Annotated in this window: 14 protein-coding genes; 4 read left to right on the forward strand and 10 right to left on the reverse strand. The window is 74.8% G+C overall.

Going from position 1 to position 16,278, the window contains the following annotated elements; all coding sequences use genetic code 11:
* Positions 1-66 precede the first annotated feature (66 nt).
* The 3 genes from gabT to OO48_RS26610 all read left to right on the forward strand — a co-directional run bounded on the left by gabT (position 67) and on the right by OO48_RS26610 (position 3,640).
* Positions 67-1,422 (forward strand): 4-aminobutyrate--2-oxoglutarate transaminase, encoded by a 1,356-nt coding sequence (gabT, locus tag OO48_RS26600; protein WP_033220681.1) that lies wholly within the window; start codon positions 67-69, stop codon positions 1,420-1,422.
* A 363-nt stretch (positions 1,423-1,785) separates the two neighbouring features.
* Positions 1,786-2,421 (forward strand): phosphatase PAP2 family protein, encoded by a 636-nt coding sequence (locus OO48_RS26605; protein ID WP_033220687.1) that lies wholly within the window; start codon positions 1,786-1,788, stop codon positions 2,419-2,421.
* 121 nt (positions 2,422-2,542) lie between these two features.
* Positions 2,543-3,640 carry a glycoside hydrolase family 18 protein gene (locus tag OO48_RS26610; RefSeq protein WP_033220689.1) on the forward strand — a complete coding sequence of 366 codons (1,098 nt, stop codon included), beginning with the start codon at positions 2,543-2,545 and terminating at the stop codon, positions 3,638-3,640.
* Positions 3,641-3,668: 28 nt separating this feature from the next.
* Here the strand turns inward: OO48_RS26610 and OO48_RS26615 are convergent, their stop codons facing one another.
* Positions 3,669-4,001 carry a DUF2218 domain-containing protein gene (locus tag OO48_RS26615; protein WP_033220691.1) on the reverse strand — a complete coding sequence of 111 codons (333 nt, stop codon included), beginning with the start codon at positions 3,999-4,001 and terminating at the stop codon, positions 3,669-3,671.
* Between the two features lie 138 nt (positions 4,002-4,139).
* Here OO48_RS26615 and OO48_RS26620 point away from each other — a divergent pair, with 138 nt between their 5' ends.
* Positions 4,140-4,613 carry a MarR family winged helix-turn-helix transcriptional regulator gene (locus OO48_RS26620; protein WP_033220693.1) on the forward strand — a complete coding sequence of 158 codons (474 nt, stop codon included), beginning with the start codon at positions 4,140-4,142 and terminating at the stop codon, positions 4,611-4,613.
* Positions 4,614-4,626: 13 nt separating this feature from the next.
* On the opposite strand, the gene OO48_RS26625 is transcribed toward OO48_RS26620, so the two are convergent.
* The 9 genes from OO48_RS26625 to OO48_RS26665 form a co-directional block, all read right to left on the reverse strand.
* On the reverse strand, positions 4,627-5,376 hold the full coding sequence (locus tag OO48_RS26625; protein ID WP_033220711.1) for a ZIP family metal transporter: 750 nt from the start codon (positions 5,374-5,376) through the stop codon (positions 4,627-4,629).
* A 213-nt stretch (positions 5,377-5,589) separates the two neighbouring features.
* Positions 5,590-6,027, reverse strand: coding sequence for a DUF6278 family protein (locus tag OO48_RS26630; protein ID WP_033220695.1), 438 nt, complete (start codon positions 6,025-6,027; stop codon positions 5,590-5,592).
* Between the two features lie 97 nt (positions 6,028-6,124).
* Positions 6,125-7,801 carry a restriction endonuclease gene (locus tag OO48_RS26635; RefSeq protein ID WP_033220696.1) on the reverse strand — a complete coding sequence of 559 codons (1,677 nt, stop codon included), beginning with the start codon at positions 7,799-7,801 and terminating at the stop codon, positions 6,125-6,127.
* Between the two features lie 195 nt (positions 7,802-7,996).
* Positions 7,997-9,505: a hypothetical protein gene (locus OO48_RS35440; protein WP_051732850.1), complete on the reverse strand. Its 1,509-nt coding sequence runs from the start codon at positions 9,503-9,505 to the stop codon at positions 7,997-7,999.
* 253 nt (positions 9,506-9,758) lie between these two features.
* Positions 9,759-10,406 (reverse strand): YigZ family protein, encoded by a 648-nt coding sequence (locus OO48_RS26645; protein WP_051732852.1) that lies wholly within the window; start codon positions 10,404-10,406, stop codon positions 9,759-9,761.
* 156 nt (positions 10,407-10,562) lie between these two features.
* The gene (locus OO48_RS26650; protein ID WP_033220697.1) at positions 10,563-11,846 is read right to left on the reverse strand and encodes a DUF6986 family protein; all 1,284 of its coding nucleotides are present in this window, start codon (positions 11,844-11,846) and stop codon (positions 10,563-10,565) included.
* A 173-nt stretch (positions 11,847-12,019) separates the two neighbouring features.
* Positions 12,020-13,690 carry a DUF2637 domain-containing protein gene (locus OO48_RS40230; protein WP_081952406.1) on the reverse strand — a complete coding sequence of 557 codons (1,671 nt, stop codon included), beginning with the start codon at positions 13,688-13,690 and terminating at the stop codon, positions 12,020-12,022.
* A gap of 315 nt (positions 13,691-14,005) precedes the next feature.
* Positions 14,006-14,674, reverse strand: coding sequence for a response regulator transcription factor (locus OO48_RS26660; protein ID WP_033220698.1), 669 nt, complete (start codon positions 14,672-14,674; stop codon positions 14,006-14,008).
* Positions 14,626-16,035 carry a sensor histidine kinase gene (locus OO48_RS26665; protein WP_342449665.1) on the reverse strand — a complete coding sequence of 470 codons (1,410 nt, stop codon included), beginning with the start codon at positions 16,033-16,035 and terminating at the stop codon, positions 14,626-14,628. Before OO48_RS26665 ends, OO48_RS26660 begins: the two co-directional genes overlap by 49 nt.
* Positions 16,036-16,278: the final 243 nt, after the last annotated feature.

The following is a 16,278-nucleotide window of genomic DNA, read 5'->3' on the forward strand; positions in this document are numbered from 1 at the left end:
CGCATGCCCGCGCCGTGCGGGCGGTCGTAGCCTGCGGTTACCGCGTCAAGAACTTGGAGAAGACAGATGAGCGCTGCAACCCCGCTCCCGCAGGAGCGCCGACTGGTCACCGCGATCCCCGGCCCGAAGTCGCAGGAGCTGCAGTCTCGCAAGCTCGGCGCGGTGCCGGCCGGCGTGGGCACCACGCTGCCGGTGTACGTGTCGCGGGCCGGCGGCGGCGTGCTGGAGGACGTGGACGGCAACAGCCTGATCGACTTCGGTTCGGGCATCGCCGTGACGAACGTGGGCAACAGCGCCGCGGCCGTGGTGGCGCGGGCGACCGAGCAGCTGGCCGCGTTCACGCACACCTGTTTCATGGTGACCCCGTACGAGGGCTACGTGGCGGTGGCGGAGCAGCTGAACGAGCTGACCCCGGGCGACCACGACAAGCGCACCGCGCTGTTCAACTCGGGTGCCGAGGCGGTGGAGAACGCGGTGAAGATCGCCCGCGCCTACACCAAGCGGACCGCCGTGGTGGTGTTCGACCACGGCTACCACGGCCGCACCAACCTGACCATGGGCCTGACGGCGAAGAACATGCCGTACAAGCAGGGCTTCGGCCCGTTCGCGCCGGAGATCTACCGCGTCCCGGTGGCGTACCCGTACCGCTGGCTGACGGGCGCGGAGAACTGCGCCGCCGAGGCGGCCGCGCAGGCGATCGAGATCATCAACAAGCAGATCGGCGCGGAGAACGTCGCGGCGGTCATCATCGAGCCGATCCAGGGCGAGGGCGGCTTCATCGAGCCGGCCAAGGGCTTCCTGCCGGCGATCGCGGAGTTCGCGAAGGCGAACGGGATCGTGTTCGTGGCGGACGAGATCCAGACCGGCTTCTGCCGCACCGGCCAGTGGTTCGCGTGCGAGGACGAGGGCGTCGTCCCGGACTTGATCACCACCGCGAAGGGCATCGCGGGCGGTCTGCCGCTGGCGGCCGTGACCGGCCGGGCCGAGATCATGGACGCCGCGCACTCGGGCGGCCTGGGCGGCACCTACGGCGGCAACCCGGTGGCGTGCGCGGCCGCGCTGGGCGCGATCGAGACCATGAAGTCCGAGGACCTGAACAGCAAGGCGCGGCGCATCGGCGAGGTCATGCTGGCCCGGCTGCGCGAGATCCAGGAGAAGTTCGCCGACTCCGACCGGGTGCGCATCGGCGAGGTCCGCGGCCGCGGGGCGATGATCGCGGTGGAGCTGGTGAAGCCGGGCGGCAAGGAGCCGGACCCGGAGGCGACCGCGGCGGTCGCGAAGGCCTGCCACGCGGAGGGCCTGGTGGTGCTGACCGCCGGCACCTACGGCAACGTGCTGCGCTTCCTGCCGCCGCTGGTCATCCCGGAGCACCTGCTGGCCGAGGGCCTGGACATCCTGGAGTCGGCCTTCGCGGGCGTCTGAGCCCGGTTCGGCACACGGAAACCCCTGGTGAGCGGCGCGGGGGCCGGGCGGGGCGGATCCCGTCCGGCCCCCGCGCGCCGGGCCGCCGGCCGGGTGGGTGGAGGTTGCCCCGCCGGTGGTGAAGATGCTGTGCACGATGGCGGGTCCGCCGTCGCGGGCCCCGGCTTTGACGTACTGTCATCACAGATGGACAGCGAACAGCACCCACTGCCCACCACCCCGTCCGCCGTCGAGGCGGACGCACAGGACCGATCGACCGGCCGCCCCGCCCACACCCCCCGGGCCGCGCGGATCGGCGATCACCTTGGCCGCCCCGGAGCTCTCCCCCCTGCTCCGGGGCGGCCGGTTTTTGCTGTCCTGGCCATGACACTGACGGTGGTGCTGGCCGTCGTCTCCTGGCAGGTGGCGGTGGACGGTCCGCTGCTGGGGCTGGACACGGCGGTGCGCGACGGGGTGCGGCACCTGCGCCGGGCGATCGGCTCGGCGCCGCTGAACCACCTGGGCGTGGCGCTGTCGGACCTGGGCGGCGCCCTGGTCGCGGTCCCGGTGCTGCTGGGGTGCGCGGGCCTGGCGGCCCGGCTGGCCCGGCGCGACGGCCGGCCGCGCTGGTGGGTGCCGGTGCCGGTGGCGGTGGTGGCCGCGGTGCTGGTCCCGCTGCTGGTGGTGCCGGCGAAGACCTGGTTCGCCCGCCCGGGCCCCTACGGGGTGCCGCTGGCCGGGGACCAGTGGGGCTGGTACCCGTCGGGCCACACCGCGACCTCCTCGATCGCGTACGGGACGGCGGCGCTGCTGCTGGCCCGGGTGCTGCCCGCGGCGGCCGGGCGGCTGGGCGCGGCGGCCGCGCTGGTGTGCCTGGGGGTGGGGGCGGGCCTGGTGTGGAGCGACTTCCACTGGCTGCTGGACGTGGTGGCGAGCTGGTGCCTGGCCGGTCTGCTGCTGCTCGGGCTGCACCTGCTGCTGCCGCGCCTGCTGCCCGACCGGCCCCGACCTGCCGACTGACGGTCCGCCGGTCGGCACTTCGGTCCAGACCATTGACGCCCTCCCGGCCCGCGCGCACCCTGTTCCCCACCCAACAGCACGCGATCGCCGGGAGGCGGATGTGCGTTCCCCAGCCATGCCCATGACACGATCCACGGTGGCGGCCTCACTGCTGGCCCTGGCGGTGACGGCCCTGCCGGTCCAGGCCGCGACGGCGGCCGCGACGACGACGGCGGCGGCCTCCCCGGTGCAGGTGTACGGCGCCTGGCACTGCAGCGACGACGCCTGCACCTGGGCGAAGGTCCGCGACATGGCCGCCTTCGACGCCGCCAACCACTGGCTGGTCGACCGCGGCGACGGCCGGCCCTCGGTGAACGTGGTGGTGCTGAGCTTCGTCAACCCGCTGCGGCTCCTGAACGGCACCACCGACGCCGGGAACGCCGCCGGAGTGCCGGTGGGCATGGACCAGCAGGTGGTGGACTACTTCACGGCGCACGGCATCCGGGTGATGCTCTCCATCGGCGGCATCACGTACACCGGCGACTGGGACACCGCGCTGGCCCAGAACGGCACCCTGCTCGGCCAGAAGGCGGCGGCGCTGGCGAGCAGGCTCGGCGTGGGCATCGAGATCGACTACGAGAACAGCAACAGCCCGAACCTGACCGGCCTGCAGGCGTTCGTGGACGCCTACCGGGCCGCCCACCCGTACGACGCCTCGGGCGCGGACCCGGCCGCCCGGCTGACCATCGACGTCGCGGCCGGCGACCGCTGGCTGATCGGCATCGACCAGTACGCCACCGCGCACTGGATGACCACGGCGAACCCGGTGCTGGACTACGCCAACGCGATGGTGCCGAGCAAGCAGCCGTCCGCCTCCTCGGCGGTCGCCAACTGGCAGGAGCACCTGGACGGCAAGCCGACCTACAACCCGGCGATCCCACCGCTGGCCCCGGCGAAGTTCACCGGCGGCCTGTACATCGCGGAGGGCTCGCAGGTCCGCCCGGAGTGCACGAACTTCGCGAACTCGGTGCAGAAGGCCACCGGGAGCTGGGTGCAGAGCGCCGCGCCGAACGGGGCGGGCAGCACGACCGGGCTGCTGGGCTTCATGTTCTGGGCGGCCGAGAAGCCCTCCACCCGGGGCGTGACCACCGCGCCGCCCAACAGCTGCGAGGGCGGGGTCGGCGCGGGGGCCACCGCCTTCGCGGTGCCGGTGCCGATGCCCCCGCTGCGCCAGGGCTGAGCCCCGCCGGGGAGGAGGGCCGGACGGCTCAGCCCTCCTCGCCGGTGAGGCGCTGGACGGTGCCGGCCGCCCCGCCCTCGCGCTGCCAGGCGACGACCAGTTCGTCGCGGGTGCCGAAGCGGACCAGGTGGCGGCCGACCACGTCCTCCAGCTGGTCCAGGGACTCCTCGGCACCCTCCACGGACAGCAGCAGCGCGCCGTCCTCGGCGGCGAGCTCGGCCCGTCCGGCGCCGAAGGCGAGCGAGCCGCGGCCGGTCTCCTCCGACCACTCGGCGGGGACCTTGCGGCCCATGTGGGCGGCGAGCTGCTTGGCGTAGCGGGCGGGACGGTCGGTGCTGACGCGAGCGGTGGAGCGGGCCATGACGGACTCCTCGGATCGAAGGCGCGGGGCACTTAGGCTCGCCTAAGCTACTCGATTGCTGAGCCAAGCTCAACAAGTTATCGAGGCGAGATCGGTCACCCTCCGTACCGGCCCCGACCCGACCGCTAACCTGTGCCCATGACCTCCCCCGGCCCCGCCGACACCGCAGCGGAACTCGCCGACGCGCTCACCCGGGCGATGAAGCGGATCCGCCGGCGGACCATGCAGCGGCTGGAGCCGTACGGCATCACCCCCGCCCAGGGCCGGGCCCTGCGCACCCTCGCCCACGCGCCCGGCTGCGAGAGCGCCGAGACCATGCGGCTGAGCGAACTCGCCGAGCGGCTGCACATCGCGCCGCGCTCCGCCACCACCGTGGTCGACGCCCTGGAGGAGGCCGGCCTGGTCGCCCGCACCCCCGACCCGGCCGACCGCCGCGCGGTGCGCCTGGTGCTCACCGAGGACGGACACGGCGCGCTGGAGCGGATCTCCAAGGTCCGGCACGAGGTCGCCCAGGAGTACTTCGGCCCGATCGGCCCCGCCGAGCAGGACGTCCTGCTGCGCGCCCTGCGCCGCGCCGAGGAGGCCTACGAGGCCGGGCCGCCCGCCCCGTGACCGTCCCGGCCGGTTACGCCAGCCCCACCACCAGCCACATGAAGCCCACCCCCAGCAGCGTGCAGGCGAGCGTCGCCTTCGACGGGTGCGGGCTGTGCGCCTCGGGCAGGATGTCGGAGGTCGCCAGGTACATCAGGAACCCGCCGAAGAACCCGAGGTAGAGCCCGAGCAGCTGTTCCGGGATGGTGAACAGCAGCGTGATCCCGGCCCCCGTGACGGGCGCGAGCGCGTCGGCGAACAGCAGCCCGACGGCCCGCCGCCGGTCGTTCCCGTACAGCCGGGTGAGGGTGTACGTGTTGAAGCCGTCCGCGAAGTCGTGCGCGACGACGGCGACGGCCACCACCGTGCCGACCGTCGTCCCGGCCTGGAACGCGGCGCCGATCGCGAAGCCGTCCATCACGCTGTGCAGGACCAGCGCGGAGGCGGCGGCGATCCCCACGCCCTGCTCGCGCTGCCGTTCGCCGGGGGCCGACCCGCGCACGTGACCGTGGCTGTGCGTGTGGCCGTGGCTGTGCGCGGCGTACTCGCCCTCGTGGCCGCGGTGGATGGCGACGGCGCGCTCGACCACGTGGATGGCGAGGAAGCCGGCCGCGAACATCAGCAGCGCCTCGGGGACGCCGTGCAGTTCCTGCGGGGCCTGTGCCATCGCCTCGGGCAGCAGGTCGAAGGCGACCACGCCGAGCATCAGACCCGCCGCGAGGCCGAGGACGAGGTGGCGGCGGTCCCCGGTGCGCTGGGCGACGAAGCCGCCGAGCAGGGTCATCAGGAACGCGCCCGCGGCGACCAGCACGGCGGTCAGTTTCGGCCTCCCCCGTCACGGTGCCGGGGGCCGGACGGCTGTGCTGACCGCTGCCCACGGGCATCCAGTCCGTCCGGCCCGGGCCGGAACGGTGCCGGACCCTGCGACCAGCCTGCGGGAGGCGTGGGCGGCGCGCCGCCCGGGCGGACCGTCGGGGTGACGGGCGCGGCGGGGCGCTCAGCCGTCGCCGGCCGCCCGGTAGACCGCGGCGAGCTGCGGGGCGCCCTGCTCGGCCCAGTCGCGGCCGATCGCGGTGGCGTCGAGTTCGAAGCCGGTGCCGAGCACCATCAGGGGCCGGCCGTCGGCGGCGAGGCGCCAGCGGGCGCCGGGCACCCGGTGGCGGATCACCGTGCCGAGGTAGAGGCCGGCGTCGGTGCCGAGCCACTGGGACACCTGCGGGTCGTCGCGCCAGCGGGGCAGCAGCTGGTCGAGGGCGGTCAGCGAGTCGACGGTGTCGTCGAGCCGGACGCCGGCCGACTCGGCGAGTTCGCGCAGCAGCCCGCACTCGGCGTACATCTCGGCCATCGCCAGTTCGCGGTCGTGCTCGGACGCCTGCCCGGCCGCCCGGGCGGCCGCGCGCCGGGCGTCCCGGTGACCGGGGAATCGGTTCTCCACTCCCCCAGCCTGACAGCCCGTCGGGCCGTCCGCCGGGCGAACCCGCCGTTTCCCCGCCGACCCCGCGGATCCGGGCCGGACGGCGCCGGGCCCGGCCTCACAGGGTCAGCGGCAGCGCCAGGTGGGTGCGGGCGAGTTCGCGGATGCCGGGGCCGTCCATCAGGTGGATGCGCTGGTGGCGCTCCTCGCCGGTGAGGTCGAGCGCCTCCTCGGTGAACCGGCCGCAGGTCATCCGCAGGCCGCGGTCGGCGCCCTCCTCGCGGACGGCCTCGGCGAGGGTGGCGATCTCCTCGGCGGTGACGGGGCCGGGGCCGCGCGAGGCCCACACCACCCAGCGCCCGGGCAGCCCGCTGTCCGGTTCGCCCTTGGCGGTGGCGACCAGCCCGGCCGGTCCGCGCAGCCGCACGCTCCAGTCCCGCAGCCCGCCCGCGGTGAGGACGGCGCGCACCAGCAGGGCGAACTCGCCGGGCGACAGCTCGCCGAGCGAGGGCACCGCCGAGGAGGCGCTGCCCCAGGGCAGCACGGCCTCGCCCGCGTACGGGTCGGGGGTGATCACGGCGGCCAGCGCGCGCAGCCGCAGCAGCGACTCGTCGTGCTCGGCCTCCGCGTAGACGCCGCCGTCCGCGTCCCCGTCGCCGAGGTGCTCCGCGTCGGGGACGAGCCGGGTGCGGGCCAGCGCGTCGCGGTCGGCGTCGACGCTGAGCAGGCACTGCGGGGGCTGCCCGGGGACGCGCAGCCAGCCGTTCAGGACGACGCCGGCCAGCACCTCGTCGGTGTCGACGGCGTCGGCGGCCTGCAGGGCGCGCAGCGCGAGCCGGGCGGCCAGCCGCAGGTAGTCGGTGCGGACGTCGGCGGCGGGGCGGGGCACCGGTTCGATCTCGCCGGCCTCGGTGAGCCGGTAGCCGGACAGCGCGGGGACGGTGTCCAGCGGCGGCAGGTCGAGGTCGAGGACGGCGGTGCGGGTCAGGGCGCGGAACACGGCGCGGCAGGGGGCGGGCAGGTCCCGGGTGGCGCCCTCGGCGGCGGCCAGGGCGCGTTCCAGCAGGGACTCGACGGCGGCGGGCTCGGCCTGCCGGTAGGCGCGGCGGCACTCCTCCAGGCTGTCGTTGTACTCCTGGACGGCCCGGGCCCGGGCCCGCTCGGCCTCCTCGTGGGCCTGCCGGGCGGCGACGGCACCGCTGTCGGCGAGCTCGGCCTGCCGGGTGCGCCACTCGCGCAGCGCGCGCTGGTGGCGCAGCCGGGCCTGGGCGAGTTCGCGCTGGTAGCCGGAGTCGAGCAGGCGGCGCGAGCGCGGCTGGTCGGGGTCGGTGCCGGCGGGCTCCGGCGGCGCGAAGTCGGCCCAGGCGGGCTCGGGTTCGCACGCCCCGGATCCGGCGTCCGGGAACGGCCTGGGCTGGTAGCTGCGCAGCTGGCTCTCGAAGTCCATCGCGGAGACCGGCTGGGCGGCCCGGCGCAGCAGGTCGGCCAGGTGCCGGTGCTCGGCCTGGACGGCGAGGGTGCGGTGGTGGGTGAGCGCGGCGGCCCGGCCGTGCGCGGCGACCGGGTCGTCCGCCTGCGCGGGGGTGTCCGCCGCGTCCGCCGGGCCGGGCTGCGGCGGCACCGCGGTCGGAGCGGTCGCCGCGGCGGGGCGTGCCGCGGCGCTCGCGGCGGGATCGGGCGCGGTGGCCGGTTCCTCGTCCTCGTCGGCGCCGAGTTCGCGGAACAGCGAGGCGAGGAATCCGGGCTGGAGCACCGTGGTGGTGCCGTCGGCGCTGCCCTCGGCTGGATGCTGCATCGGCGGTGGTTCCCCCTGCTCGTCCGGTCGTCCGGTCGCCCGGCGCACGTCGGCGGGCCGCCGCGGCGGGGCCCGAGCAGCATTGTCCCCCGTCCGGGGTCCGGGGGCGGCCAACACCGGTGGTTTGGCCGACCCTTGACGTCCCTCCAGTGCCGTCGGCGGGGGGCGGAAGGCTCACCGCCCCCCACCGGACGGTCAGTTGGTGCGGGTGTTGGTCAGGTGCAGTCCGATGTAGCCGACGTAGATCCGGCCGCTGCCGGAGCAGTCGTCCAGGTAGTGCACCCGGGGGGCGGTGCCGCCGCCGCCGATCCGCAGGTGGGCTCCCATGAACGCGCGGCAGGAGGCGTCGACGGCGGCGGGGACGGGCAGCATCCGCTGGCGCTTCCACTTGCCGTGGCTGGCGACGGTCCGGGACTCGCCGCGGACCGCCTTGCGCGGCGGGAAGCGGTGGCAGCCGGGCGGGGTGTGCTCGCACCACTGCTTGAAGTCGCCGCCGGCCTCGCCGCGGACGGCGGCGGCCGCGTACTCCTGGAGCGCGGTCAGGCCGTCCCAGGTCAGCCGGGCCCAGCCGTCGGCCTCGCTCTGGCCGTCCAGGGCGAGCGTCTCCTTGCTGTCGCCGGTGAACTCCAGCAACGGGAACTCGCCGAAGCGGTCGACGAGTTCGCCGAAGCTGACGGGGCCGGTGCCGCAACGGGAGCGGCGCGGTTCGCGCGGGAGCTCGATCCGCAGCCGGCAGCGCTCCAGCCGTACCGGCGGGCGTTCGACGACGGCCCTGGGCGCGGCGGGGGCCTTGCGGGCCTCGGGCGGCAGCCGGAGTTCGGGAACGGCGTCCAGCGGCGCGGGCAGCGGCAGTTCGGCGGCGATCCGGCGCGGTTCGCGGGCCAGCAGGGCGGCGGCGCGGCGCGGGTTCTCGTCGATCCGGCCGCGCGGTAGGACGGGGTGGCGGGCGGCGTCGGCCCGGGACGCCGGGTCGACCTCGGGCAGGAAGGTGCGCACCGCGCCGCCGTACACCTTGTGGTACTCCAGCGCCAGGTTGAACCGGGGCAGCGCGCCGTGCCCGAGCACGTACAGCGAGGCCAGGCCGGGGAGTTGGCGCAGCAGCGGGTCGAGCACCTGGTGCTGCCACTGCTCGACCGGCACGGCGGGCGGCACGCTGGCCACCACGGTGGGCAGCGTCCGTTCCGGGTCGCAGAGTTCGTCGATCAATCCGTCCAGGTCGGCGGGGGCCAGCAGCCGGGGGGCGACGGTGAGCGGCACGGGGCCCTCGGCGGCGTCGAGCAGTGGCAGCAGGTGGCGGACCAGGTCCGGGACGGGCGTCCGGCCGGGCGGGACGGCGGTGGCTCCGGCGGGGAGGTGCTCGGCCTCGATCCGCAGCCGGGTCGGGCCGTCGGCGGTGTCGGAGGCCAGGGTGAGGGTCAGTTGGTCGGTGCCGGGCTGGACGGCGGGTGTGCGCAGTCTGCGGCGGCTGTAGCGGGCTCCGGGGCCGCGGCCGGGCAGTGGGCCGTCGTCGCGGTCCAGCAGGACCCGGTCGCCGAGCCGTAGTCGTTCGGCGGGCGTCTGCCGTGCGCGGGGCGCGGGCTCCTCGCGGCCTTCCGACTTCAGCCAGTCGGAGAGCAGTTGGTCGGCGAGGGCGGCGGTCTCGTGGTGCGGGCGGGGTGTCGCGGCTGTCAGCCGGTACGGTGGCTGGACGTGGTCGGTGGGCATGCGCGGAACCTCCCGTGGTGCGGTGCTGGGCTCTGCGAGTCCTCCTCCCGGAGGTCGATGGCGAATCGTCGTTCCTGTTACCCAAGGAGACGAAACGACCAGGAGCGGAAGTTCCGCATCCGGGCCCATTTCCTTCGATCGGGTGTCATCCGGCGGCAACTGGAACACCTCCGGCGCCGCCTCTGCTACCCGCTCGCCCGCGATGGATGCGGAGCTTCCCCGGCGTCTTCCACCGGGCGGGGTTGACCCGGCGTCAGACCTCGACCTCGACGTAGGTCCGTCCCGCCGGGCGGGCCCCGGCCGATCCGCCGGTCGCCTCGGCCAGCCAGGCGTGGAACCCGGCCGTGTCCGGCTCGGGGACGCCCACCTCGATCCGCACCCCGTCCGCCAGGTACTCCAGCCCGGCCACCGCGTACCCGGCCGCCCGCAGGTCGTTCTCCAGCCGGCCGGCCCGGGTGTGGTCGACGGCCACCGACAGCAGTGCGACCGGCCGCCGCTCCAGCAGCCCGACCTCGTCCAGCGCCTCCGACACCGCCGCCCCGTACGCCCGCACCAGGCCGCCCGCGCCCAGCTTGATGCCGCCGAAGTAGCGGGTCACCACGGCGGCGGTGTCGGTCACCCCGCGCCGCCGCAGCACCTCCAGCATCGGCACCCCGGCCGTCCCGGCGGGCTCGCCGTCGTCGCTGGAGCGCTCGCGCGGCTGCTCGCCGCCGACCACGAACGCGGTGCAGTTGTGCCTGGCGTCCCAGTACTGCTTGCGGGCGCCCGCGATGAACGCCTGCGCCTCGTCCTCGTCGGCGACCCGCGCCAGGTGGCAGACGAACCGGGACTTCTTGATCTCCAGTTCGCGGCTGACGGGGCCCCGGACGGTCAGGTACGGCTTGGGGCTCTGCTCCGCCATGGCGCTGGTGCTCTCCGCTGTCGGTCTCGTCTCGGCGCCCGGCCCGTCGCCGGTCTCCCGCCCAGCCTATGCCCGCCGCCCGGGGCTCCGGGTCGGCGGCCGGGTCAGCGGCCGGGGCTCCGGGTCAGCGGCCGGGTCAGCGGCCGGGGTTCCGGGTCAGCGGCCGGCCAGGGCGTCCAGCCGGGCCCGGTCGAGGCCGGTGCGCCCGGTGACCTCGGCGAGGTCGACGGCGCCGCAGTCCAGGCCGCGCAGCAGGTAGCCGCTGAGCGCGCGGGCGGTGGCTGGCTCGTCCATCACGTCGCCGCCGGACTTGGCGACGTACCCGGCGAGCCGGGCACAGGCCGCGTCCAGGCCCTCGCGGTAGAAGGCGTACACGGCGGCGTACCTGGTCGGCAGGTGGGCGGGGTGCATGTCCCAGCCCTGGTAGTAGGCCCGGGCCAGCGAGCGGCGGACCAGGCCGTGGTGCAGCCGCCAGGCGGCGTGCACCTGCTCGGCGGTGCCGGCCGGGACGACGTTGGTGGAGCCGTCGGAGAGCCGGACGCCGGTGCCGGCCGCGGCGACCTGCATGACCGCCTTGGCGTGGTCGGCCGCCGGGTGGTCCATGCTCTGGTGGGCGGCGGAGACCCCGCAGGCCGCGCTGTAGTCGAAGGTGCCGTAGTGCAGGCCGGTGGCGCGGCCCTCGGCGGCGTCGATCATCAGCGCGACGGTGGCCCGGCCGTCCGGGCCGAGGACCGCCTGGGTGGTCTCGATCTGGATCTCGAACCCGATCCGCCCGGCGGGCAGCCCGGCCCGCCGCTCGAAGTCCTCCAGCAGCCGCACCAGCGCGGTGACCTGGGCCGCGTACGTGACCTTGGGCAGGGTCAGCACCAGTCCGTCGGGCAGGCCGCCGCACGCCAGCAGGGTGCCCAGGAACAGTTCCAGGGTGCGGATGCCGCGGGCTCGGACGGGGGCCTCCATGCACTTGGTCCGGATCCCGACGTACGGCGGGGCGCTGCCGTCGGCGACCGCCGCGGCCACCAGCAGCGCGGCCCGGACGGCCTCGGCGTCCTCCTCGGCGTCGGGGCGCGGGCCGTAGCCGTCCTCGAAGTCGATCCGCAGGTCCTCGACCGGCTCGCGCTCCAGCTTGGCCCGCACCCGGGCGTGCACGTCGGCCAGCAGCGCGTCGTCCGCGACCCCGAGCGCCTCGGCGAGCCGTGCGGGCGTGCCGGCGTGCTCGTCGAACGCCGCCAGCGCCTGCGCGCCCCACTCCCGGACGGTGTGCTCCCCGAACGCGTCGGCCGGCACGTACACGGTGTGCACCGGCTGCCGGGAGCCGGGCTCACCCGGGTAACGGCGCGTCAACTCGGCGTCCACCGGTGCCAGCAGCGCCTCGACGGCCGAGCGGGCGGCGTCCGAGAACGAGACGGACTGGGCGGCACCGACCTGAGCAGGCTGCGACATCCGGGGGCTCCTCCACTCACCGCGCGACTTCAACAATTTGTTGAGGCGAAGGTAGTGGCGGCTCCGCGGAACCGTCAATGGCCGCCCGGCCGGAAGGACCGGCGGACGGCCATCGCGTTTCTGTACGTGTCTCCGAACGGCGGGGGCGGATCAGCGCCCGGACCGGCCCCGGATCACTCCCCCCGGCCGGACTCCATGTACCGCTCCTGTAGGTCCTGCCAGACCTTCTCCACGTCCTTCACCGCGACCCCGCCGTCCGGCCGCGAACCCGCGACGCCGCGCTGGCTCAGGTACTCGGCGAAACGGCGCTCGTCGGGCTGCCGCTGGTTCTCCTCCATGTAGCTGACCAGCGCGTCGAAGCACTCGTCGGCGTCCAACGGCTCGGCCGCGCCCGGGATCGGACGGCGCGCCGGCACCTCCTGCTCCTCGAACGGCAGCGGCTCCGGCTCGGGCGCCATCATCGTCTCCAGCCGCACCGGCCGCCCGGGCACCAGGACCGGCTCCGCCGGCGCGTACCGCTGGGCGTGCTGCTGCGCCTGCTGCCCGCGGGGCGCCGGGCCGTGCCCGTTCGCCACCGGGTGGTACTCCTCCTGCCGGTACTCCTCCGACCGGTACTCCTCCGGGTGGCCCCCCTGCTCGGCGTACGCCCCGGCCTGCGGCGGCTGGTAGCCCGACTGCGGGTGGGCCGCCTCCTCCGGGCCGCTCGGGCGCGGCGCCTTGAACCACGGCGAGGCCTGCCCCGGCACCCGCGCCGTGTGCACCTGGCCCGGCTCCTCCACGTGCGAGCGCACCGGGCGGGCCGTCCACACGTTCAGCTCCGCGGACGAGTCGATCACCGGCGCGGCCTGCGCCGCCTGCGGGTCCTGCTGGTCGCGCAACCGCAACGCGGCCAGCTTCGCCAGCGTCGGCACCGCCACCGCCGCCGACACCTGCGGCACCGCCTGGGCCTGTGCCTGCGTGGCCTGCGCGGCCGGTGCGGGCTGCGCGGCCGGTGCGGGCTGCGCGGGCGGCTGGGCGTGCGGGCCGGACGCGCCCAGGGCCACCGGCCGGGCCGTCGTCGCCGTCGCCGCCGCCGTCGTCGTCGGCTGATCCTGCGTCACCTGACCGCCCCGCACCGCCGGAACCTCCTGTCCGGCTCCCTCCACCGCGCCGGCCGACACCACCAGCGGGCCGTCGATCCGGTCCAGCACCGTCGGGTCCAGCGGGACGCCGTACTTCGCCAGCTTCAGCGGCAGCAGGGCCTGGAACGGCGCCGACCGCCGCCAGCCCCGCCCGTACCTGAACCGCAGCTGCGCCCGGTACACCAGCCGGTTCTGCTCCAGCCGCACCGTCTCGTCGTACGAGCGCAGTTCCCAGAGCTTCATCCGCCGCCACAGCCGGAAGGTCGGCACCGGCGACAGCACCCAGCGCATCAGCCGCACCGACTCCATGTGCCGGTCCGCGGTGATCGCCGCGATCCGCCCCACCGCGTGCCGCGAGGCCTCGACCACGACCACGAACAGCACCGGGATCACCGCGTGCATCGCCATGCCCAGCGTGTCGCCCCAGGACGCCGCCGCGTTGAACGCGATCGTCGCCGCGGTCAGCAACCACGCCGTCTGCCGCAGCAGCGGGAACGGGATCCGCAGCCAGGTCAGCACCAGGTCCAGCGAGAGCAGCACCACGATGCCCGCGTCGACGCCTATCGGGAAGGCGTAGGAGAAGCTGCCGAAGCCCTTCTCCATCGCCAGGTCGCGCACCGAGTTGTAGGACCCCGCGAAACCGATGCCCGAGATCACGCACGCGCCGACGGCCACCACACCCAGCAGTGCCCGGTGCGCGCGGGTAAGGGAAGGACGTGCCATTCGTTGATCAACCCCTGGGACTCGGCAGCTGCCGTATACGACCTGTAGCCGCCGAGTACACGTCCCCGCCCCGGGGCGCACACTTCGCGTCATCGCGTCGGGACGCGATGACGGTGCACCGTCGACAGACTCGGCCCACCGGATACTACTCGCACGGGCGTTCCCCCTTGCCGCCAGCCCGGATCGCGGCCCCCGATCGCCACCACACCTCCACTGGTCCACACCAATGACGGCACCGGGCACGGCTGTGCCCGCGGCCCCGCGCCCCTCGACCTCCGGCGCCCTCCGCCCCGACCACCCCGGCAGCTCGCCGCCTCAGCCCTCCACCGACCGCTCCGCGACCCCGTTCAGGTACGCCAGTACCGCGAGCACCCGCCGGTTGCCGTCCTCCGTCGGCGCGAGCTCCAACTTCCCGAAGATGTTGGCGATGTGCTTGGCCACCGCACCGTCGCTGACCGTCAGCCGCGCCGCGATCGCCGAGTTCGAACAGCCCTCCGCCATCAGCCCGAGCACCTCCCGCTCCCGCGGCGACAACCGCTGCAGCGGCTCCGACCCGGCGTTGTGCTGCAGCAGCCGGCCGATCACGTCCGGATCCATCGCCGTCCCGCCCGCGGCCACCCGCCGCACCGCGTCCACGAACTGGTCCGCGTTGAACACCCGGTCCTTGAGCAGGTATCCCACCCCGCCCGTCCCGTCCGCCAGCAACTCCCGCGCGTACAACTGCTGCACGTGCTGCGACAGCACCAGTACCGGCAGGCCCGGGATCTCCCGGCGCGCCGCCAGCGCGGCCTGGAGCCCTTCGTCCGTCAGCGTCGGCGGCAGCCGGACGTCCACCACCGCCACGTCCGGCCGCTCCGACAGCAGCGCCGCCAGCAGGTCCGGCCCGGTCTCCACCGCCGCCGCGATGGTGAAGCCGTGGATCTCCAACAGCCTGGTCAGACCTTGGCGGAGGAGGTAGAGGTCCTCGGCGAGGACAACGCGCACGGCAGCTCCATCGTGATCGTGGTCGGCCCGCCCACCGGACTGTCGAGCGAGATCATTCCGTCGAACGTACCCAACCGCTTCTCGATCCCCCGCAGCCCACCGTCCGCCTCCATCCGTGCACCCCCGTGCCCGTCGTCCGTCACCACCACCCGTAGCCGGCCCGCCCGGTGCAGCACGTCCACCCACGCGTGCCGGGCCCGGGCGTGCTTCGCCGCGTTCGCCAGCAGCTCGCTCACGCTGAAGTACACCGCCGTCTCCAACGCCGCCTCCGGGCGCCCCGACAGACTCACCGTCACCTCCGTCGGCACCACCGACGTCAACGCCAGCTCGCGGACCGCGTCCGGCAGCCCGCGCTCCGCCAGCACCGGCGGATGGATGCCCCGGACCAGATCACGCAACTCCTGCAACGCCTTCGCCGAAGCCTCCCTGGCCTCCGCCAGCAGTTCCCGGGCCGCCGACTGGTCCGTGGCCATCAGGTGCTCGATCGCCCCCAGCGTCAGCCCGATCGTCACCAGCCGTGCCTGCGCCCCGTCGTGCAGATCCCGCTCGATCCGCCGCAACTCCGCCGCCTGCGCGTCCACCGCGTCGGCCCGGGTCTCCGTCAGGTGCGCCACCCGCTCGGTCAGCTGCGCCCGGCTCTGCTGCGGCCCGCCGCCCAGCACCCGGCACGCGAACGCCCCGTGCATCCGCACCGCCCACGGCATCGCCGACAGCCCGGCCGCCGCCAGCACCGCGCCGATCAGCGCGGAGAACAGCAGGCTCACCGGCTGGCTGTTCAGCCCGAAGAAGTGCCGCGAATCCACCGTCGCCGAGACCGCGAACACCAGCCCGCCCCACACCAGCGCCATCGGCACCCCCAGCAGCACAGCCACCCCTACCGGATTGGCCAGCAACCACACCCCCTCCCGCTGAACCTGGTGGTCCCGCACCGCCCACCGCACGAACTGCACCAACCGCGCCACCTCCCGGCTCCGGTGGTACGACGCCCCCGTCCACCAGAACCCCCGCACGTCCTGCTCCAACGCCTCCCGCGGCGAATACACCACCCACCACCGTTCGCCGGCCTCGCGCTCCACCCGCTGCCGCGTCCACGCCGCACCGCGCCGCACGAACCAGTACAGCGACAACACCCCCACCAGGGCCGTACTCGGCACCGCCGCGTACAGCCCCAGCGGCCCGTGATCGAACAGCTGCCCCACGGCCAGAGCCGTGAACACGACCGCCAGCACCGGCACCACCAGAGCAGCCGCAGCCGCCACCGTCATCACCAAGGCCTGCCCGCCGGCCCGCACCGCCACCCGCGCCCGCTCACCCAGTACGGACCTGGCGGCCCCAGCACCGAACCACACCGTCGTCGCCAAAGCCCACTCCCCGAGAAGTCGAAGCCGTCCCTCGAACGCTCCCAGTCTCTCTTCGGCACCACGGCCGGCACATTGGCCGTGCCACCCCTCTTTGAGGTGGACCTAAGTCCACCCTGCTTGCTGGCGTCTACTTCCCCCGAAACGCAAGAAAGCCCCCCGACGTCCCGTCGGGGGGCTTTCCCACAATGATTGTTCGGCGGCGTCCTACTCTCCCACAGGGTCCCCCCTGCAGTACCATCGGCG

Source organism: Kitasatospora phosalacinea, from assembly GCF_000716545.1.
Lineage (GTDB): Bacteria > Actinomycetota > Actinomycetes > Streptomycetales > Streptomycetaceae > Kitasatospora > Kitasatospora phosalacinea.